The sequence below is a fragment of the Citrobacter sp. Cpo061 genome (assembly GCF_030332845.1).
GTDB classification, from domain to species: Bacteria; Pseudomonadota; Gammaproteobacteria; order Enterobacterales; family Enterobacteriaceae; genus Citrobacter; species Citrobacter portucalensis.
Genome location: NZ_JAOWHB010000050.1, coordinates 457,667 through 476,994, shown reverse-complemented (window position 1 = coordinate 476,994; position 19,328 = coordinate 457,667). Strand labels below are relative to the sequence as shown.

Annotated in this window: 19 protein-coding genes; 17 read left to right on the top strand and 2 right to left on the bottom strand. The window is 52.8% G+C overall.

What is annotated here, in order from left to right; all coding sequences use genetic code 11:
- Nucleotides 1-125: 125 nt before the first annotated feature.
- From OGX97_RS17110 to rihA, 9 genes are all read left to right on the top strand, one after another.
- Nucleotides 126-1,172 (top strand): PhoH family protein, encoded by a 1,047-nt coding sequence (locus tag OGX97_RS17110; RefSeq protein ID WP_003022776.1) that lies wholly within the window; start codon nucleotides 126-128, stop codon nucleotides 1,170-1,172.
- Entirely contained in the window at nucleotides 1,169-1,636 is a 468-nt protein-coding gene (ybeY, locus tag OGX97_RS17105; protein WP_003831323.1) for an rRNA maturation RNase YbeY, read from the top strand. The genes OGX97_RS17110 and ybeY overlap by 4 nt, the downstream gene beginning before the upstream one ends.
- A 129-nt stretch (nucleotides 1,637-1,765) precedes the next feature.
- On the top strand, nucleotides 1,766-2,644 hold the full coding sequence (gene corC, locus OGX97_RS17100) for a CNNM family magnesium/cobalt transport protein CorC (RefSeq protein ID WP_003022770.1): 879 nt from the start codon (nucleotides 1,766-1,768) through the stop codon (nucleotides 2,642-2,644).
- Nucleotides 2,645-2,668: 24 nt separating this feature from the next.
- Nucleotides 2,669-4,207 (top strand): apolipoprotein N-acyltransferase, encoded by a 1,539-nt coding sequence (gene lnt, locus OGX97_RS17095; RefSeq protein ID WP_071445754.1) that lies wholly within the window; start codon nucleotides 2,669-2,671, stop codon nucleotides 4,205-4,207.
- A gap of 412 nt (nucleotides 4,208-4,619) precedes the next feature.
- Nucleotides 4,620-5,528, top strand: coding sequence for a glutamate/aspartate ABC transporter substrate-binding protein GltI (gene gltI, locus OGX97_RS17090; RefSeq protein ID WP_003831318.1), 909 nt, complete (start codon nucleotides 4,620-4,622; stop codon nucleotides 5,526-5,528).
- A 159-nt stretch (nucleotides 5,529-5,687) separates the two neighbouring features.
- A complete protein-coding gene (gene gltJ / locus OGX97_RS17085) occupies nucleotides 5,688-6,428 on the top strand; it encodes a glutamate/aspartate ABC transporter permease GltJ (protein WP_279850440.1) in 741 nt (246 codons plus the stop codon).
- On the top strand, nucleotides 6,428-7,102 hold the full coding sequence (gene gltK / locus OGX97_RS17080) for a glutamate/aspartate ABC transporter permease GltK (protein ID WP_038638772.1): 675 nt from the start codon (nucleotides 6,428-6,430) through the stop codon (nucleotides 7,100-7,102). Before gltJ ends, gltK begins: the two co-directional genes overlap by 1 nt.
- The gene (gene gltL / locus OGX97_RS17075) at nucleotides 7,102-7,827 is read left to right on the top strand and encodes a glutamate/aspartate ABC transporter ATP-binding protein GltL (RefSeq protein WP_003022754.1); all 726 of its coding nucleotides are present in this window, start codon (nucleotides 7,102-7,104) and stop codon (nucleotides 7,825-7,827) included. The genes gltK and gltL overlap by 1 nt, the downstream gene beginning before the upstream one ends.
- A gap of 116 nt (nucleotides 7,828-7,943) precedes the next feature.
- Nucleotides 7,944-8,879, top strand: a complete 936-nt coding sequence (rihA, locus tag OGX97_RS17070) for a pyrimidine-specific ribonucleoside hydrolase RihA (protein ID WP_048214692.1) — start codon at nucleotides 7,944-7,946, stop codon at nucleotides 8,877-8,879.
- Nucleotides 8,880-8,985: 106 nt separating this feature from the next.
- Here rihA and OGX97_RS17065 read toward each other — a convergent pair whose 3' ends face one another.
- Complete coding sequence (locus tag OGX97_RS17065; RefSeq protein WP_006685521.1) at nucleotides 8,986-9,468, bottom strand: zinc ribbon-containing protein; 483 nt, start codon at nucleotides 9,466-9,468, stop codon at nucleotides 8,986-8,988.
- 235 nt (nucleotides 9,469-9,703) lie between these two features.
- Here OGX97_RS17065 and leuS point away from each other — a divergent pair, with 235 nt between their 5' ends.
- From leuS to nadD, 4 genes are read left to right on the top strand one after another with little or no spacing between them, the layout of a single operon-like run.
- Nucleotides 9,704-12,286 carry a leucine--tRNA ligase gene (gene leuS, locus OGX97_RS17060; protein ID WP_125362501.1) on the top strand — a complete coding sequence of 861 codons (2,583 nt, stop codon included), beginning with the start codon at nucleotides 9,704-9,706 and terminating at the stop codon, nucleotides 12,284-12,286.
- 14 nt (nucleotides 12,287-12,300) lie between these two features.
- Nucleotides 12,301-12,900, top strand: a complete 600-nt coding sequence (lptE, locus tag OGX97_RS17055; protein WP_057067706.1) for an LPS assembly lipoprotein LptE — start codon at nucleotides 12,301-12,303, stop codon at nucleotides 12,898-12,900.
- Complete coding sequence (gene holA / locus OGX97_RS17050) at nucleotides 12,900-13,931, top strand: DNA polymerase III subunit delta (RefSeq protein ID WP_032942687.1); 1,032 nt, start codon at nucleotides 12,900-12,902, stop codon at nucleotides 13,929-13,931. Before lptE ends, holA begins: the two co-directional genes overlap by 1 nt.
- Nucleotide 13,932: 1 nt before the next feature.
- On the top strand, nucleotides 13,933-14,574 hold the full coding sequence (gene nadD, locus OGX97_RS17045) for a nicotinate-nucleotide adenylyltransferase (protein WP_100247219.1): 642 nt from the start codon (nucleotides 13,933-13,935) through the stop codon (nucleotides 14,572-14,574).
- Here nadD and cobD read toward each other — a convergent pair.
- Nucleotides 14,549-15,643, bottom strand: a complete 1,095-nt coding sequence (cobD, locus tag OGX97_RS17040) for a threonine-phosphate decarboxylase CobD (protein ID WP_008784087.1) — start codon at nucleotides 15,641-15,643, stop codon at nucleotides 14,549-14,551. The two genes, nadD and cobD, sit on opposite strands and share 26 nt — an antisense overlap.
- Before the next feature lie 96 nt (nucleotides 15,644-15,739).
- On the opposite strand from cobD, the gene OGX97_RS17035 reads away from it, so the two are divergent.
- From OGX97_RS17035 to mrdA, 4 genes are all read left to right on the top strand, one after another.
- A complete protein-coding gene (locus OGX97_RS17035) occupies nucleotides 15,740-16,351 on the top strand; it encodes an adenosylcobalamin/alpha-ribazole phosphatase (protein ID WP_048235891.1) in 612 nt (203 codons plus the stop codon).
- A gap of 254 nt (nucleotides 16,352-16,605) precedes the next feature.
- Nucleotides 16,606-16,923, top strand: a complete 318-nt coding sequence (gene rsfS, locus OGX97_RS17030) for a ribosome silencing factor (RefSeq protein WP_003022728.1) — start codon at nucleotides 16,606-16,608, stop codon at nucleotides 16,921-16,923.
- Between the two features lie 3 nt (nucleotides 16,924-16,926).
- The gene (rlmH, locus tag OGX97_RS17025) at nucleotides 16,927-17,394 is read left to right on the top strand and encodes a 23S rRNA (pseudouridine(1915)-N(3))-methyltransferase RlmH (RefSeq protein ID WP_003022725.1); all 468 of its coding nucleotides are present in this window, start codon (nucleotides 16,927-16,929) and stop codon (nucleotides 17,392-17,394) included.
- Between the two features lie 30 nt (nucleotides 17,395-17,424).
- Nucleotides 17,425-19,326, top strand: a complete 1,902-nt coding sequence (mrdA, locus tag OGX97_RS17020; protein WP_003831292.1) for a peptidoglycan DD-transpeptidase MrdA — start codon at nucleotides 17,425-17,427, stop codon at nucleotides 19,324-19,326.
- The last annotated feature ends 2 nt before the right edge of the window (nucleotides 19,327-19,328 follow it).

Genomic DNA, 19,328 nt, shown 5'->3' with positions numbered 1-19,328 from the left:
TTGTAATCTGCCCTATCATCCCCATATTTGCTGCAATGCTTGCGCCTTTCCCCCATGGCGTGAATAATTTCCTTAGATGCCGGTAAATGTTCAGCGTCCGGCGAGACATGCATAAGAGGAACAGTTTGAACATAGACACTCGCGAAATCACCCTTGAACCCGCAGACAACGCCCGCCTGTTGAGCCTTTGCGGCCCATTTGATGACAACATCAAACAGCTGGAACGTCGCCTCGGCATCGAAATTAACCGCCGTGATAACCACTTTAAACTGACCGGTCGTCCAATTTGCGTCACCGCTGCGGCAGATATTTTACGTAGCCTGTACGTCGATACCGCCCCAATGCGCGGTCAGACGCAGGACATCGAGCCTGAACAAATTCATCTGGCGATCAAAGAAGCGCGTGTGCTTGAGCAAAGCGCAGACAGCGTGCCTGAATTTGGCAAAGCGGTGAACATCAAAACCAAGCGTGGAGTAATTAAGCCGCGCACGCCGAACCAGGCACAGTACATTGCGAATATCCTCGACCACGACATCACATTTGGCGTTGGCCCTGCGGGTACGGGTAAAACGTATCTCGCGGTTGCCGCTGCGGTTGATGCGCTTGAGCGTCAGGAGATCCGTCGCATTCTGCTGACCCGTCCGGCAGTGGAAGCGGGCGAAAAACTGGGATTCCTGCCAGGAGATCTCAGCCAGAAAGTCGATCCGTATTTACGACCGCTGTATGACGCGCTGTTCGAAATGCTCGGCTTTGAAAAGGTTGAAAAGCTGATTGAGCGTAACGTCATTGAAGTTGCGCCACTGGCCTATATGCGCGGTCGTACGTTGAACGATGCGTTCATCATTCTTGATGAAAGCCAGAACACCACCATCGAACAGATGAAAATGTTCCTGACCCGTATCGGCTTTAACTCCAAAGCGGTCATCACTGGCGATATCACCCAGATTGACCTGCCGCGAAGCACCAAATCCGGTCTGCGTCATGCCATTGAAGTGCTGGCTGAAGTCGACGAAATTAGTTTTAATTTCTTCCATAGCGAAGACGTGGTGCGCCACCCGGTGGTCGCCCGTATCGTCACGGCGTATGAAGCCTGGGAAGAAGCAGAACAGAAACGCAAAGCCGAGCAGGCTGCAGAACGCAAGCGCGAAGCTCAGGAGCAGGAACAAAAATGAGTCAGGTTATCCTCGATTTACAGCTGGCATGTGAAGACGAATCCGGTTTGCCAACAGAAAGTCAGTTTCAGGGCTGGCTGGATGCGGTGATCCCCCAATTTCAGGAAGAGTCTGAAGTGACGATTCGTCTGGTCGATGACGCGGAAAGCCACGACCTGAACCTGACCTATCGCGGGAAGGATAAATCCACCAACGTGCTCTCTTTCCCTTTTGAAGCCCCGCCGGGCATTGAGATGCCGCTGCTGGGCGATTTGATCATCTGCCGTCAGGTGGTTGAGAAAGAAGCGCAGGAGCAAGGCAAACCGCTTGAAGCCCACTGGGCGCACATGGTGGTGCACGGTAGCCTGCATTTACTCGGCTACGACCATATTGAAGACGATGAAGCGGAAGAGATGGAATCCCTCGAAACAGAGATTATGCTTGCTCTGGGCTATGAGGATCCGTACATTGCCGAGAAAGAGTAAGCATTTCGACATCTTGTAGGCCTGATAAGGCCTACAAGGTTTGAAGTACAATGAAGAGATATGCCGTCAACAGCTGAGTAAACGCATGACGCGCTTTGTATTAACTAACATGAGAACCCATACGACGCCATGAGCGACGACAATTCACACAGTAGTGACACCTTAAACAGCAAAAAGGGATTTTTTTCCCTGTTACTGAGCCAACTTTTCCACGGTGAACCGAAAAACCGCGACGAACTGTTGGAGCTGATCCGTGATTCCGGGCAAAACGACCTTATCGATGAAGATACGCGCGATATGCTCGAAGGGGTAATGGATATTGCGGACCAGCGTGTTCGCGACATCATGATCCCTCGCTCCCAGATGATTACCCTGAAACGCAACCAAACTCTGGACGAATGCCTCGATGTCATTATCGAGTCTGCCCACTCGCGTTTCCCGGTAATTAGCGAAGACAAGGATCACATTGAAGGGATTCTGATGGCCAAAGATCTGCTGCCGTTTATGCGTAGCGATGCCGAAGCCTTCAGCATGGAGAAAGTGTTACGCCAGGCGGTTGTCGTCCCTGAAAGCAAGCGGGTTGACCGCATGCTGAAAGAGTTCCGCTCCCAGCGTTATCATATGGCTATCGTCATCGACGAGTTTGGCGGTGTCTCAGGTCTGGTGACCATTGAGGACATCCTTGAACTGATTGTCGGTGAAATTGAAGATGAGTACGACGAAGAAGACGATATTGATTTCCGTCAGCTCAGTCGCCACACCTGGACTATTCGTGCACTGGCGCCGATTGAAGACTTCAATGAAGCTTTCGGCACGCATTTCAGCGATGAAGAAGTGGATACCATTGGCGGGTTGGTCATGCAGGCCTTCGGTCATCTGCCCGCGCGCGGAGAGACCATCGACATTGATGGTTACCAGTTCAAAGTGGCAATGGCCGACAGCCGTCGTATTATTCAGGTTCATGTCAGAATTCCGGACGACTCACCCCAGCCCAAACTGGACGAATAAACCCGAAACTGGATCTAAGACTACATGGCATTTGCCCCTTTAATTGAACGCCAGCGCATTCGCCTGCTGCTGGCGTTATTATTCGGTGCCTGCGGGACACTGGCTTTCTCACCGTATGACATCTGGCCCGCTGCGATTGTTTCGCTGATGGGCCTGCAGGCTCTCACCTTCAACCGCCGTCCGCTCCAGTCTGCCGCTATCGGCTATTTCTGGGGACTGGGACTGTTTGGCTCAGGCATCAACTGGGTTTACGTCAGTATCGCGCAGTTTGGCGGTATGCCGGGCCCTGTTAACGTCTTCCTCGTGGTTCTGCTTGCTGCTTACCTTTCCCTCTACACTGGCCTGTTTGCCGGCGTTTTGGCGCGTCTGTGGCCGAAAACCACCTGGATACGCGTAGCGATTGCCGCGCCGGTAGTCTGGCAAATCACTGAATTTCTACGCGGCTGGGTACTGACCGGTTTTCCGTGGTTGCAATTCGGCTACAGCCAGATCGATGGCCCGTTAAAAGGGCTGGCGCCGGTAATGGGCGTTGAAGCGATTAACTTCCTGCTGATGATGGTTAGCGGCCTGCTGGCACTTGCGCTGGTAACGCGTAACTGGAAGCCGCTGGCTGCCGCCGTGGTGCTTTTCGCTCTGCCCTTCCCGCTACGTTATATTCAGTGGTACACGCTGGAGCCGGAAAAAACCACCCAGGTCTCGATGGTGCAGGGTGACATCCCGCAGTCGCTCAAATGGGATGAAGGCCAGTTACTCAACACCCTGAAGATTTATCTCGACGCCACCCAGCCTGAGATGGGCAAATCACAGCTCATCATCTGGCCAGAATCCGCTATTCCGGACCTGGAAATTAACCAGCAGCGTTTTCTGAGTATGATGGATGACCTGCTGAAATCGAAAAACAGCACGCTGATTACCGGTATTGTAGACGCACGTCTGAACAAGCAGAATCGTTACGACACTTACAACACCATCATCACACTGGGTAAAGACAGCCCATACAGCTACGACTCCAGCAACCGCTACAACAAAAACCATCTGGTACCGTTTGGCGAGTTTGTCCCGCTGGAATCTATCCTGCGCCCGCTAGCGCCATTCTTTGACCTGCCAATGTCTTCGTTCAGCCGCGGTCCTTATGTACAGCCACAGTTGCATGCACACGGCTTTAAGCTGACCGCTGCCATCTGCTACGAAATCATTCTTGGCGAACAGGTACGGGATAACTTCCGCCCGGATACGGACTACCTGCTGACTATCTCTAACGATGCATGGTTTGGTAAATCTATTGGCCCGTGGCAGCACTTCCAGATGGCGCGTATGCGTTCCCTGGAGCTGGCGCGACCTCTGCTGCGTAGCACCAACAACGGTATTACGGCGGTGATTGGTCCGCAGGGTGAAGTTCAGGCGATGATCCCGCAGTTTACCCGTCAGGTGCTGACCACCAGCGTGACGCCAACGACGGGCTTAACCCCTTATGCCCGTACCGGAAACTGGCCGCTCTGGCTGCTAACCGCGCTGTTTGGCTTTGGCGCAGTGGTAATGAGTCTGCGCCAACGTCGTAAGTAAAACAGTGCCCCATCAAATGCAGGCCGGATAAGGCGGTACGCCGCCATCCGGCAGTTGTGCAGCATCGTGCCTGATGGCGCTACGCTTATCAGGCCTACTCCCCCCATCCAAAAGACCATTCTGGCACGTCTATTGCTTTGTTCTACAAGGCAAACGCTGTTTTGGCTGAATGTGCAACCTGGTCGCACCAAAGTTGAGCGCCGGTAGCACCTGAAAAGTGCAACAAGATATTTTTGCCCCCAAATGGTGCGGCGCACTTCGCAAAAATAAACAATAACACAGCAAATTCTTTACATTCATCCAAACTAAATGTTAACAAACACATACAAGACTGCACGTTTTAGTAGCAAACAATAACAACATCACAATGGGTATCAATGCGTCCCTGGCGCAGACGATAAAGGAGTTGGATATGCAATTACGTAAGCTCGCCACTGCCATGCTGGTCATGGGAATGTCCGCCGGTCTGGCGCACGCAGAAGACGCAGCACCAGCGGCAGGCAGCACGCTGGATAAGATCGCCAAAAATGGCGTGATCGTTGTCGGCCACCGTGAATCATCAGTACCGTTTTCTTACTACGATAATCAGCAAAAAGTGGTCGGTTATTCACAGGATTACTCCAACGCGATCGTTGACGCCGTGAAGAAAAAGCTGAACAAGCCTGATCTGCAGGTGAAACTGATCCCGATTACTTCACAAAACCGTATCCCGCTGCTGCAAAACGGCACCTTCGATTTTGAATGTGGATCCACCACCAACAACGTCGAGCGCCAAAAACAAGCCGCTTTCTCTGACACCATTTTCGTTGTCGGCACCCGTCTGCTGGCGAAAAAAGGCGGCGACGTCAAAGATTTCGCCGATCTGAAAGGTAAAGCCGTAGTCGTGACTTCGGGTACCACCTCCGAAGTTCTGCTGCACAAGCTGAATGAAGAACAAAAAATGGATATGCGCATCATCAGCGCGAAAGACCACGGTGACTCTTTCCGTACTCTGGAAAGCGGTCGTGCCGTTGCCTTTATGATGGATGACGCCCTGCTGGCTGGCGAGCGCGCGAAAGCGAAGAAACCAGACAACTGGGAGATCGTCGGCAAGCCACAGTCTCAGGAAGCCTACGGCTGTATGTTGCGCAAAGATGATCCTGAGTTCAAAAAGCTGATGGACGACACTATCGCCAAGGCGCAAACCTCAGGCGAAGCTGAGAAATGGTTTGATAAGTGGTTTAAAAATCCAATTCCGCCGAAGAACCTGAACATGAATTTCGAACTGTCAGACGAGATGAAAGCTCTGTTCAAAGAACCAAATGATAAAGCGCTTAACTAACTAAAATAAATGGGAGGCTTCCCCTCCCTCTCGATTGTTACTCGGCACGGACAGACTATAAGCCTGATGGTCGTTCCCCATCAGGCCTGAAAACCGCAAAACGCCGAATAACAATCTTCGAGGGTAGCGCTGCTACCCTTTTTTTTCTGGAGTAGATTTATGTCTATAGACTGGAACTGGGGTATTTTTTTACAACAAGCCCCGTTCGGCAACACCACCTATCTCGGCTGGCTCTGGAGTGGTTTCCAGGTCACTGTCGCGTTATCCATCGCCGCATGGATTATCGCTTTCCTCATAGGCTCTTTATTCGGCATCTTACGTACCGTTCCAAATCGTTTCCTTTCTGGGATCGGCACGCTGTACGTTGAGCTGTTTCGTAACGTTCCGCTCATCGTCCAGTTTTTTACCTGGTATCTGGTTATTCCTGAACTGCTGCCGGAAAACATTGGGATGTGGTTCAAGGCTGAGTTGGATCCCAACATCCAGTTCTTCCTTTCATCGATGCTTTGTCTGGGGCTGTTTACCGCCGCGCGCGTCTGCGAACAGGTTCGCGCCGCTATTCAGTCTCTGCCTCGTGGGCAGAAAAACGCCGCACTGGCGATGGGGCTGACGTTGCCTCAGGCTTATCGTTATGTTCTGCTGCCAAACGCATACCGCGTGATTGTTCCGCCAATGACCTCAGAGATGATGAACCTGGTGAAGAACTCCGCGATCGCCTCCACCATCGGCCTGGTCGATATGGCGGCACAGGCGGGCAAACTGCTGGATTACTCCGCCCACGCATGGGAATCGTTTACCGCTATCACTCTGGCTTACGTCCTGATTAACGCCGTCATCATGCTGGTGATGAATCTCGTTGAACGTAAAATCCGCCTGCCTGGCAATTTGGGAGGCAAATAATGTACGAATTTGACTGGAGTTCTATTGTCCCTTCCCTGCCGTATCTGCTGGATGGGCTGATGATCACGCTGAAAATTACCGTCACGGCGGTCGTCATTGGTATCGTATGGGGAACTATCCTGGCCGTCATGCGTCTGTCCAGCTTCGCGCCGATAGCCTGGTTTGCGAAAGGCTACGTCAACGTATTTCGTTCTATTCCGCTGGTCATGGTGCTGCTGTGGTTCTACCTGATTGTGCCCGGCTTCCTGCAAAACGTACTGGGTCTGTCGCCAAAAACCGATATTCGCCTGATCTCAGCAATGGTCGCGTTTTCGATGTTTGAAGCCGCGTACTATTCCGAGATTATCCGTGCCGGTATCCAGAGTATTTCTCGTGGGCAATCCAGCGCCGCGTTGGCGCTAGGGATGACCCACTGGCAGTCGATGAAGCTCATTATTCTGCCGCAGGCATTCCGCGCGATGGTACCGCTGCTGCTAACCCAGGGCATCGTACTCTTCCAGGATACCTCGCTGGTCTATGTATTAAGTCTGGCAGACTTCTTCCGTACCGCCTCCACCATTGGCGAGCGTGACGGCACACAGGTTGAAATGATCCTGTTTGCTGGCGCCGTTTATTTTGTATTCAGTCTGAGCGCATCGTTGTTGGTCAGCTATTTGAAGAAAAGGACAGTTTAATGATTACCCTGAAAAATGTTTCTAAATGGTATGGTCACTTTCAGGTGCTGACCGACTGCTCCACGGAAGTGAAAAAAGGGGAAGTGGTGGTGGTCTGCGGCCCTTCAGGTTCCGGTAAATCAACGCTTATCAAAACGGTGAACGGGCTGGAGCCGGTACAACAAGGCGTCATCACCGTTGATGGTACAGTGGTGAATGATAAAAAAACCGATCTGGCCAAACTGCGTTCTCGCGTTGGTATGGTGTTCCAGCACTTTGAACTGTTCCCTCACCTGTCGATCATTGAGAACCTGACTCTGGCGCAGGTAAAAGTGCTCAAGCGCGATAAAAAGCCGGCCCGTGATAAAGCGCAAAAGTTACTGGAACGCGTTGGTCTGTCAGCACATGCGGAGAAGTTTCCAGCTCAGCTCTCAGGGGGCCAGCAACAGCGTGTCGCTATCGCCCGGGCGCTGTGCATGGATCCTATCGCCATGCTGTTTGACGAACCAACGTCGGCGCTTGATCCTGAAATGATCAACGAAGTACTGGATGTTATGGTTGAACTGGCCAATGAAGGGATGACTATGATGGTGGTAACCCACGAAATGGGCTTTGCGCGTAAAGTGGCGAACCGGGTGATCTTCATGGATGAAGGGAAAATTGTTGAAGACTCGCCGAAAGAAGAGTTCTTCGCTAATCCGAAATCGGACCGCGCCAAAGACTTCCTCGCGAAAATACTGCACTAATCTTGCTGGCGCGCACCTCCATGTGCGCGCCACCTCACGCTTTATCCCTTCGCCTCTCGAAACACATACAGCCCAGCGTTAACCTTGTCACAAAGTCCCACTTACAAGGAGCAACAATGGCACTTCCTATCCTGTTTGATTGCGATCCGGGTCATGACGACGCTATCGCAATTGTGCTCGCCCTCGCCTCACCAGAACTGGATGTGAAAGCGATAACCTCATCAGCCGGTAACCAGACACCAGACAAAACACTGCGTAACGTGTTGCGCATGTTAACGTTGCTCAACCGTACGGATATACCAGTAGCTGGTGGCGCAGTGAAGCCACTGATGCGCGATCTGATTATCGCCGATAACGTTCACGGCGAGAGTGGGCTGGATGGCCCGGCGCTGCCGGAACCCGCTTTTGCGCCACAAGACTGTACCGCCGTGGAACTGATGGCGAAAACCCTGCGTGAAAGCCCGGAACCGATGACGATTGTCTCCACCGGGCCGCAAACTAACGTCGCATTGCTCCTGAATAGCCATCCTGAGCTGCACGCCAAAATCGCCCGTATCGTAATTATGGGTGGTGCGATGGGCCTCGGAAACTGGACGCCCGCCGCCGAGTTCAATATTTTCGTGGATCCTGAAGCCGCTGAAATCGTATTCCAGTCTGGCATTCCAGTGGTGATGGCTGGTCTGGACGTCACGCATAAAGCGCAAATACATCGCGAAGATACCGAGCGGTTCCGCGCTATCGGCAACCCTGTTTCGACGATCGTGGCTGAACTACTCGACTTCTTCTTTGAATATCACAAAGATGAAAAATGGGGATTCATCGGCGCACCACTGCATGATCCATGCACCATTGCCTGGCTGCTGAAACCTGAACTGTTTACCACCGTTGAACGCTGGGTCGGCGTGGAAACTCAGGGTAAATATACCCAGGGAATGACCGTGGTGGATTACTACTTCCTGAGCGGCAATAAGCCAAACGCCACCGTAATGGTAGACGTGGATCGCGAAGGGTTTGTCGATTTGCTGGCAGAACGTTTAAGATATTACGCGTAAAACTGTAGGCCGGATAAGGCGCTTGCGCCACCATCCGGCATATTGCCTGATGGCGATGCTGGCGCATCTTATCAGGCCTACAAATAACTTCTGGCACGCCTAATCATCACGGCTCAAACGGTCGGCGCTGGAACTGATCGTGTCCGCATTTCGGACACAGCGGCAGCACATCCGGGGTGTAAACCGCTAAATGGAAGTGGCACTTCTCGCAGACCAGATTACCTAATCCGACCACCTCACCGCTGTGATAAACCCCGTGATGACTGAGGTCCTGGAACACCTCGCGCCATTCGAGCTGCGTTTTATCGGTAATATCGGCCAGTTCCTGCCAGATACTCTCCTTGATAACCCGCATAAAGACGCTGTCTGTCTCCTCATCAAGACTTTCTTCATAGCTCAGAGCAAACTCTTCCAGGTCACGTCTGACGGCCCGGGTGACCTCTTCCACCTCGGTTCGCGTTAACTCCCCGGTCTGCATAACTCGTTGACGCGCCTGCTCCACCAACGCATCAATATCGCGTTCACCATTACGCAGACGTTCGCTCAGTGAAGCCACCAGTTCACGGTAATATTGAGCAACCTTGTTCATCGCTTCGCCTCCTGGGTCGTTAACTGTCTATAATAATAGACGTTATTTACGCTACGCTTTGCAAGACTGTCCACAGAGTGTGTAAATTCGTGCAAGAATTATCCTTGCGGGAATTCAACGCTGAATGCGCGAAAGGCTGTTTTGGCGCGGGCGTTTGGGCTATGCTATGCGGATCTGAAACACCACATCTAGAGCTACGTTTGTAGCTGTATTGAAAACAGGACCACTGGCTGCCATGCAAGAGCAATACCGCCCGGAAGAGATAGAATCCAAAGTACAGCTTCACTGGGATGAGAAGCGCACATTTGAAGTTACCGAAGACGAGAGCAAAGAGAAGTATTACTGCCTGTCTATGCTTCCCTATCCTTCTGGTCGACTACACATGGGCCACGTACGTAACTACACCATCGGTGACGTGATCGCCCGCTACCAGCGCATGCTGGGCAAAAACGTACTGCAGCCAATTGGCTGGGATGCGTTCGGTCTGCCTGCAGAAGGCGCTGCGGTTAAAAACAATACCGCGCCAGCACCGTGGACGTACGACAACATCGCATACATGAAAAACCAGCTCAAAATGCTGGGTTTCGGTTACGACTGGAGCCGTGAGCTGGCGACCTGCACCCCGGAATACTACCGTTGGGAACAGAAATTCTTCACCGAGCTGTACAAAAAAGGCCTGGTGTACAAGAAAACGTCTGCGGTCAACTGGTGCCCGAACGACCAGACCGTACTGGCGAACGAACAGGTTATCGACGGCTGCTGCTGGCGTTGCGATACCAAAGTCGAGCGTAAAGAGATCCCACAGTGGTTCATCAAAATTACCGCTTACGCTGACGAACTGCTGCGTGACCTGGATAACCTGGATCACTGGCCTGACACCGTGAAAACGATGCAGCGCAACTGGATTGGCCGTTCTGAAGGCGTGGAAATCACCTTCGATGTGAACGGTTACGACAACACGCTGACCGTTTACACCACCCGCCCGGACACCTTTATGGGTGCGACCTATCTGGCCGTTGCCGCAGGTCACCCGCTGGCGCAGAAAGCTGCTGCAAATAACCCAGAACTGGCCGCCTTCATTGACGAATGCCGCAACACCAAGGTTGCTGAAGCCGAAATGGCAACCATGGAGAAGAGAGGCGTCGACACGGGCTTTAAAGCTGTTCACCCGCTGACTGGCGAAGAAATCCCCGTTTGGGCAGCAAACTTCGTCCTGATGGAATACGGTACGGGCGCAGTCATGGCCGTTCCGGGCCACGATCAGCGCGATTACGAGTTTGCGACAAAATATGGCCTGACCATCAAGCCAGTAATTCTGACCGCTGAAGGCGCAGAGCCGGATCTGTCCGAACAAGCTCTGACCGAAAAAGGCGTGCTGTTTAACTCCGGCGAGTTTGACGGCCTCGACTTCGAAGCTGCCTTCAACGCCATTGCTGACAAGCTGGTAGCCAAAGGCGTGGGTGAGCGTAAAGTGAACTACCGTCTGCGTGACTGGGGTGTTTCCCGTCAGCGTTACTGGGGTGCGCCAATTCCGATGGTGACGTTGGAAGACGGTACCGTACTGCCGACGCCAGAAGATCAGTTGCCGGTTATTCTTCCGGAAGACGTGGTTATGGACGGCATCACCAGCCCAATCAAAGCCGATCCGGAGTGGGCAAAAACCACCGTTAACGGCATGCCTGCGCTGCGCGAAACCGACACCTTCGATACCTTTATGGAATCCTCCTGGTACTACGCGCGCTACACCTGCCCGCAGTACAACGAAGGGATGCTGGATCCAGAAGCTGCAAACTACTGGCTGCCAGTTGATATCTACATTGGTGGTATTGAACACGCCATCATGCACCTGCTCTACTTCCGCTTCTTCCACAAGCTGATGCGCGATGCGGGCATGGTCAACTCTGACGAACCGGCCAAACAGCTGCTGTGCCAGGGTATGGTGCTGGCTGATGCGTTCTATTACGTTGGTGCAAACGGCGAGCGTAACTGGGTTTCTCCGGTTGATGCCATCGTTGAGCGCGACGAAAAAGGTCGTATCGTCAAAGCTCAGGACGCAGAAGGCCATGAACTGGTCTATACCGGCATGAGCAAAATGTCCAAGTCGAAAAATAACGGTATCGACCCGCAGGTGATGGTTGAACGTTACGGCGCTGACACGGTACGTCTGTTCATGATGTTCGCTTCTCCGGCTGATATGACGCTGGAATGGCAGGAATCCGGCGTTGAAGGGGCGAACCGCTTCCTGAAACGTGTATGGAAGCTGGTTTACGAACATACTTCCAAAGGCGATGTAGCTGCCCTGAACGTTGATGCGTTGAGCGAAGACCAAAAAGCGCTGCGTCGCGACGTACATAAAACCATTGCTAAAGTTACCGATGATATCGGTCGTCGTCAGACCTTTAACACCGCAATTGCGGCGATTATGGAGCTGATGAACAAGCTGGCGAAAGCACCGCAGGAAGACGAACAAGACAGAGCCCTGATGCAGGAAGCGTTACTGGCCGTCGTTCGCATGCTGAACCCGTTCACCCCACATGTTTGTTTCACGATGTGGGAAGCACTGAAAGGCGAAGGCGATATCGACAACGCACCGTGGCCGGTGGCGGACGAAGCCGCAATGGTTGAAGACTCGACGCTGGTTGTAGTTCAGGTGAACGGTAAGGTCCGTGGCAAAATTACCGTTCCGGTAAATGCGACAGAAGAACAGGTTCGTGAACGTGCTGGCCAGGAGCATCTGGTGGCAAAATATCTTGATGGCGTTACCGTACGTAAAGTGATTTATGTACCGGGTAAACTCCTCAATCTGGTCGTTGGCTAAGCGCGGGAGGAAGCGTGCGACTTCTGACAACATTGTTGTTATCTCTGGCGGTGCTTGTCACCGCCGGGTGTGGCTGGCATCTGCGTAATACTACGCAGGTCCCACCCTCAATGAAAACCATGATCCTGAACTCTGGTGATCCGAACGGCCCATTAAGCCGCGCGGTTCGTAATCAGCTGCGTCTGAACGGCGTTACGCTGCTTGAAGACGGCTCAATGCGTAAAGATGTGACGTCCTTACGTCTGGGCGCGGTCAGCATTTCGCAGGATACGGCGTCGGTATTCCAGAACGGTCAAACGGCTGAATACCAGATGGTGATGTCCGTGAGTGCATCCGTGCTGATCCCAGGTCATGATATTTATCCAATCAGCGCCAAAGTTTATCGTTCGTTCTTTGACAACCCACAGGCTGCACTGGCGAAGGATAACGAGCAGGACATGATCATCAAAGAGATGTATGACAAAGCGGCTGAACAGTTAATTCGTAAGCTGCCAAGCGTACATCTGGCCGATACTCTGTCATCCAATGCTGATGATGATGCTAAGCCAGCGGCGACAAAAGCCGCAGAGCCTGCATCATCTCCGGCGCGTGTTTCCACCACGCTGGGTAACTGATGCTCAAGTTGTACCCTGAACAACTCCGCGCACAGCTCAATGAAGGGCTGCGCGCGGCGTATTTGCTCTTAGGTAACGATCCTCTCTTATTGCAGGAAAGCCAGGACGCTATCCGTCAGGCAGCAGCAACGCAAGGATTCGAAGAACACCACGCTTTCACCCTGGACAACAGCACCGACTGGGGAGAGATTTTTTCACTCTGCCAGGCGATGAGCCTGTTTGCCAGCCGTCAAACCCTGCTCCTGCAGTTGCCAGAAAATGGCCCCAATGCCGCCATTAACGAACAGCTCGCTTCACTCGTCACACTGCTACATGACGACCTGCTGCTGATTGTTCGCGGCAACAAACTGACTAAAGCGCAGGAAAATGCCGCATGGTATACCGGACTTGCCAATAATGCGGTGCAGGTAAGCTGCCAGACGCCGGAGCAAGCACAGCTTCCTCGTTGGGTCGCCGCCAGAGCGAAGCTTAACAATCTACAACTGGATGACGCAGCCAATCAGCTGTTGTGCTATTGCTATGAAGGTAATCTGTTAGCACTGGCGCAAGCGCTGGAACGGCTAGCATTGCTTTGGCCTGATGGCAAACTAACGCTGCCTCGCGTGGAGAAAGCCGTTAACGATGCCGCGCACTTTACCCCGTTCCATTGGGTGGATGCGCTGCTGATGGGCAAAAGCAAACGCGCGCTGCACATTCTGCAACAGTTACGCCTGGAAGGCAGTGAGCCGGTTATTTTGCTGCGCACGATACAGCGTGAATTACTGCTGTTGGTCAACTTAAAACGGCAGTCGGCCCATACGCCTTTGCGCACGTTGTTTGATAAACACCGGGTGTGGCAAAATCGCCGGGGTATGATGGGAGACGCGCTAAACCGGCTGAATCCTGCGCAGTTGCGTCAGGCTGTAACGCTGTTAACGCGTACTGAAATTACGCTTAAACAAGACTATGGTCAGTCAGTGTGGGCGGAACTTGAGGGGCTTTCCCTGTTGCTCTGCCATAAATCGCTGGCCGATGTTTTTATTGATGGTTGATATGAAATCATTGCAGGCTCTGTTCGGTGGCACCTTTGATCCGGTACATTATGGTCATCTTAAACCGGTTGAAATTCTGGCGAATCTGATTGGCCTTTCCCGGGTTATTATCATGCCCAATAATGTGCCGCCGCATCGTGCGCAACCCGAAGCGTCCGGCGAACAACGTCAACGCATGGTTGAACTGGCCATTGCCGATAAGCCGCTGTTCTCCCTTGATGAACGCGAACTGAAACGCGATACCGCCTCCTACACCGCGCAAACGCTCAAAGAGTGGCGCGAGGAGCAAGGACCGGACGTGCCATTAGCGTTTATTATTGGCCAGGACTCACTGCTTACCTTTCCGTCCTGGCATGACTACGACACGATTCTGGGTAACACCCACCTCATTGTCTGCCGACGTCCGGGCTATCCGCTCGAAATGGCGCAGGAAAAGCACCAGCAGTGGCTGGAGGATCATCTGACCCATTCGCCAGATGACCTGCACAACTTGCCTTGCGGGAAAATTTATCTGGCTGAAACGCCGTGGTTTAACATCTCCGCCACGCTCATCCGTGAGCGTCTGGAAAAAGGCGAGCCGTGCGACGACCTGATGCCAGCAGCAGTGCTTGACTATATCAATCAGCAGGGGTTGTACCGCTAAGCACCTTGCGTAGAGCCGCCAACAGGCGGTTATTCTCTTCCTGGCTGCGAACGGCTACCCGATAATAGCGCGCATCCAGCCCCGGATAATTAGCACAACTGCGAATCAAGACATGTTGTTCCAGCATTGCGCGTTGCAGATCAAAATCCGCCCGATCGCAGCGCAATAAGCGATAATTTGCCCTGCCAGGATACACCGTCAGGCCGGGCAGTTCTTTCAACTGCCGATCAAACCTCGCGCCCTCTTGCTCCAGCCACTTCCATGTTGCCTGCTGATATGCGCTGTCGTGTAAAATAATCTCGCCTGCCAGTGCAGCAAATGCGTTAATTGACCACGGCATTTGTCGACGGCGCATCTGTGCAACAGCCTGTTCATTACTGTTGACCAGATACCCTAACCGCAGCCCCGGTATCGCATAGAACTTGGTTAGCGAGCGCAGCACCCAAATATGCGGGTTATCCCGAAGCAGCGGAATAAACCCCTGCTCCCCGGCAATAAAATCGATAAACGCTTCATCAAGGATCAGATTGATCCCAAGCAACTCACAACGCGCGGCTATTTCGCGCAGCAGGCGGTTATCGGGCAGCAAGCCAGTGGGATTGTTGGGCGTACAGAGAAACAGGCAGTCCAGCTCTGAGGTTAACGTATCGAGGATTGCATCGGTAAGCTGCCAGCCATCGTCTTCGCGCAGCGCAAACTCATGGATCGTACAGTCTCCCCATTGCAGCGCCCGACGATATTCAGCAAACCCGGGCGTCACGATCATCGCATGACGTGGTTTAAGTCCTTGCACCAAAGTGAAAATCGACTCAGTCTCGCCGTTTCCGGCAAGTATCCATGAGGCAGGAATCTGATGATGCTCCGCCAGCGCCGCATGCAATTTAGCGTAATCAACATCCGGGTAACGCTCCGCGCAGTCCAGGTTGTCGACGATCGCGCGTTTTAAACTTGCCGGCATACCCAGCGGATTAATATTCGCGCTAAAATCCAACAATTGTTCAGGCGAGATGCCCAACAGTTCGGCGGCTTCTCGGGTATTGCCACCATGCGCGCTCTTCAATAAAGACATCGTGCCGCTCCACGCAAAAAAAGGTATTTTAGTGAAAAATCTCTGCGCAATCAGGGCAAACATCATGTTTTGTGCGAATAACCTCAAGAGGAAAAAATGAGACTCTGGTTAGTACGTCATGGAGAAACTGAAGCCAATGTCGCTGGTTTATACAGCGGCCACGCCCCCACACCGCTAACGGAACGGGGTATCGCTCAGGCGCAAACACTGGGTACGCTGTTACGCAATGTGCCTGTCGACAACGTTCTGTGCAGCGAGTTGGAACGTGCCCGCCATACAACGCAGTTGATCTTAGGCGATCGCGAGGTTCCTGTGCGCAACATGCCTGAGCTCAATGAGATGTTTTTTGGTGACTGGGAAATGCGCCATCATCGCGATCTGGCGCGAGAAGACGCCGAAAACTACGCCGTGTGGTGTAACGACTGGCAGAATGCGACGCCAACCAATGGTGAAGGTTTTCAGGCGTTTTCCCTGCGCGTGGAACGCTTTATTGCTCAGCTCGCTGATTACAAAACGTGCCAAAACCTACTGGTGGTGAGCCATCAGGGTGTTCTGAGCGTGTTGATCGCCCGTCTGCTGTCCATGCCGGCTACAGCAATGTGGCATTTTCGCGTCGAACAAGGTTGCTGGAGCGCAATTGATTTTTGCGACGATTTTGCGGTTCTTAAAGTGCTCAACAGCCGGGCTGTATGGCACGACGGGGAGTGAAAGCCCTGTTTTTTCTGCCGAAGGGCTTCTCTCCCATTGACACCCCATGACAGGCTGTTATTCTCCGCAACCTGACTTTTCCCGCCCTTCAGAGCTTTGCAGAAATTGTTTTACAAAAATGGCGATGCATTCTGCGGCGTGGGGTGGGATGATAGCGCACTTCAAAAGCGCTTTCGGAGACATTTGTCCCGATATCGCCTCTGGTTCAGGTATACTAACAGACGTTTTTAACTCTTTTCACCCAGGGGGAACACTTGCAGGGTAAAGCACTTCAGGATTTTGTAATCGACAAAATTGATGACCTGAAAGGTCAAGACATCATCGCCTTAGACGTTCAGGGCAAATCCAGCATCACTGATTGCATGATTATCTGCACCGGCACGTCCAGCCGTCATGTAATGTCTATCGCAGACCACGTTGTTCAGGAGTCCCGCACAGCTGGCCTGCTGCCGCTCGGCGTAGAAGGCGAGAACGTTGCAGACTGGATCGTCGTTGACCTCGGTGATGTGATTGTCCACGTGATGCAGGAAGAAAGCCGTCGCCTGTATGAACTGGAAAAACTCTGGAGTTAATGCGTGAAGCTGCAACTTGTCGCTGTGGGTACGAAGATGCCTGACTGGGTGCAAACCGGGTTTACGGAGTATCTCCGTCGGTTTCCGAAAGATATGCCCTTTGAGCTGATCGAAATCCCGGCAGGGAAACGCGGCAAGAACGCGGATATTAAACGCATTCTCGACAAAGAGGGTGAGCAGATGCTGGCTGCCGCAGGCAAAAACCGCATCGTCACCCTTGATATCCCTGGTAAACCCTGGGACACGCCGCAGCTGGCGACTGAACTGGAACGCTGGAAACTGGACGGTCGTGACGTCAGTCTATTGATTGGCGGGCCGGAAGGTCTCTCCCCTGCCTGTAAAGCGGCAGCGGAACAAAGCTGGTCACTCTCTGCGTTAACCCTTCCTCACCCTCTTGTTCGGGTTCTGGTCGCGGAGAGTCTGTACAGGGCGTGGAGCATCACCACCAACCATCCTTATCACCGTGAGTGATCATTGATTCTTGAGTAGATTAAGCAGCGGATGAAACTACAGAATTCTTTTCGCGACTATTCGGCTGAGTCCGCGCTGTTTGTGCGCCGGGCGCTGGTCGCTTTTTTGGGGATTTTGCTGCTCACCGGCGTGCTGATCGCCAACCTTTATAATCTGCAAATCGTTCGCTTTACTGATTATCAGACCCGCTCGAACGAAAACCGCATCAAACTGGTGCCTATCGCCCCCAGTCGCGGCATCATTTATGACCGTAACGGAATTCCGCTCGCCCTTAACCGCACCATTTATCAGATAGAAATGATGCCGGAAAAGGTCGACAACGTTCAGGATACCCTCGACGCGCTGCGTAACGTCGTAGACCTGACGGACGACGACATTGCCGCCTTTAAAAAAGAGCGCGCCCGTTCACACCGCTTCACCTCCATTCCGGTAAAAACTAACCTCAGTGAAGTGCAGGTGGCACGGTTCGCCGTTAATCAATATCGCTTTCCCGGCGTCGAAGTTAAAGGCTATAAACGCCGCTATTACCCCTACGGCTCTGCGCTGACCCACGTCATTGGCTACGTATCGAAGATCAACGATAAAGACGTGGACCGCCTGGACAAAGACGGCAAGCTGGCCAACTACGCGGCGACGCACGACATCGGTAAATTGGGTATTGAACGCTACTATGAAGACGTACTTCACGGCCAGACGGGTTATGAAGAAGTTGAAGTGAACAACCGTGGCCGCGTCATTCGCCAACTGAAAGAAGTGGCGCCGCAGGCCGGGCACGATATCTATCTCACCCTTGACCTGAAACTCCAGCAGTACATCGAAACGCTGCTGGCGGGCAGTCGTGCCGCGGTGGTAGTCACCGACCCGCGTACCGGTGGCGTTCTCGCACTGGTGTCCATGCCGAGCTACGACCCGAACCTGTTTGTCGATGGTATCTCGAGTAAAGATTACTCCGGGTTGCTCAATGACCCGAATACCCCATTGGTTAACCGCGCAACTCAGGGTGTCTACCCTCCTGCTTCGACGGTTAAACCTTACGTCGCGGTTTCTGCATTAAGTGCAGGCGTCATCACCCGCAATACTGGTCTGTTCGATCCGGGTTGGTGGCAATTACCGGGCTCTGAAAAACGTTACCGCGACTGGAAAAAATGGGGGCACGGCCATCTGAACATCACCCGTTCTCTGGAAGAGTCGGCGGATACGTTTTTCTATCAAATCGCCTATGATATGGGGATAGACCGCCTTTCAGAGTGGATGAGCAAGTTTGGCTACGGTCAATATACGGGTATCGATCTTGCCGAAGAGCGCGCCGGAAACATGCCAACCCGCGAGTGGAAGCAAAAACGGTTCAAAAAGCCATGGTACCAGGGTGATACCATTCCGGTCGGCATCGGTCAGGGTTACTGGACAGCAACCCCTATCCAGATGAGTAAAGCGCTGATGATCCTTATCAACGACGGTTTGGTAAAAGTTCCGCATCTGCTGATGAGTACGGCAGAAAACGGCAAGCAAGTGCCGTGGATTCAGCCGCACGAACCACCCGTTGGTGACATTCATTCCGGTTATTGGGAAATCGCAAAAGACGGCATGTACGGTGTAGCCAACCGTCCTAACGGTACTGCACACAAATATTTCGCTGGCGCACCTTACAAAATTGCGGCGAAATCCGGTACTGCACAGGTCTTTGGCCTGAAAGCCAATGAAACCTATAACGCACATAAGATCGCCGAGCGCTTACGTGACCACAAGCTGATGACGGCCTTCGCACCCTATGATAAGCCCCAGGTTGCTGTCGCCATAATTCTTGAGAACGGTGGCGCGGGCCCGGCTGTGGGTACCATTATGCGCCAGATCCTTGACCACATTATGTTGGGCGACAATAACACCAATCTGCCTGCAGAAAACCCCGCGGTTGCAGCAGCGGAGGACCAATAATC

Bases quoted from the DNA above. Each gene is read 5' to 3' on its own strand.
- ybeY (WP_003831323.1), top strand. From the start codon at position 1,169: ATGAGTCAGGTTATCCTCGATTTACAGCTGGCATGTGAAGACGAATCC.
- corC (WP_003022770.1), top strand. From the start codon at position 1,766: ATGAGCGACGACAATTCACACAGTAGTGACACCTTAAACAGCAAAAAG.
- lnt (WP_071445754.1), top strand. From the start codon at position 2,669: ATGGCATTTGCCCCTTTAATTGAACGCCAGCGCATTCGCCTGCTGCTG.
- gltI (WP_003831318.1), top strand. From the start codon at position 4,620: ATGCAATTACGTAAGCTCGCCACTGCCATGCTGGTCATGGGAATGTCC.
- gltJ (WP_279850440.1), top strand. From the start codon at position 5,688: ATGTCTATAGACTGGAACTGGGGTATTTTTTTACAACAAGCCCCGTTC.
- gltK (WP_038638772.1), top strand. From the start codon at position 6,428: ATGTACGAATTTGACTGGAGTTCTATTGTCCCTTCCCTGCCGTATCTG.
- gltL (WP_003022754.1), top strand. From the start codon at position 7,102: ATGATTACCCTGAAAAATGTTTCTAAATGGTATGGTCACTTTCAGGTG.
- rihA (WP_048214692.1), top strand. From the start codon at position 7,944: ATGGCACTTCCTATCCTGTTTGATTGCGATCCGGGTCATGACGACGCT.
- OGX97_RS17065 (WP_006685521.1), bottom strand. From the start codon at position 9,468: ATGAACAAGGTTGCTCAATATTACCGTGAACTGGTGGCTTCACTGAGC.
- leuS (WP_125362501.1), top strand. From the start codon at position 9,704: ATGCAAGAGCAATACCGCCCGGAAGAGATAGAATCCAAAGTACAGCTT.
- holA (WP_032942687.1), top strand. From the start codon at position 12,900: ATGCTCAAGTTGTACCCTGAACAACTCCGCGCACAGCTCAATGAAGGG.
- nadD (WP_100247219.1), top strand. From the start codon at position 13,933: ATGAAATCATTGCAGGCTCTGTTCGGTGGCACCTTTGATCCGGTACAT.
- cobD (WP_008784087.1), bottom strand. From the start codon at position 15,643: ATGTCTTTATTGAAGAGCGCGCATGGTGGCAATACCCGAGAAGCCGCC.
- OGX97_RS17035 (WP_048235891.1), top strand. From the start codon at position 15,740: ATGAGACTCTGGTTAGTACGTCATGGAGAAACTGAAGCCAATGTCGCT.
- mrdA (WP_003831292.1), top strand. From the start codon at position 17,425: ATGAAACTACAGAATTCTTTTCGCGACTATTCGGCTGAGTCCGCGCTG.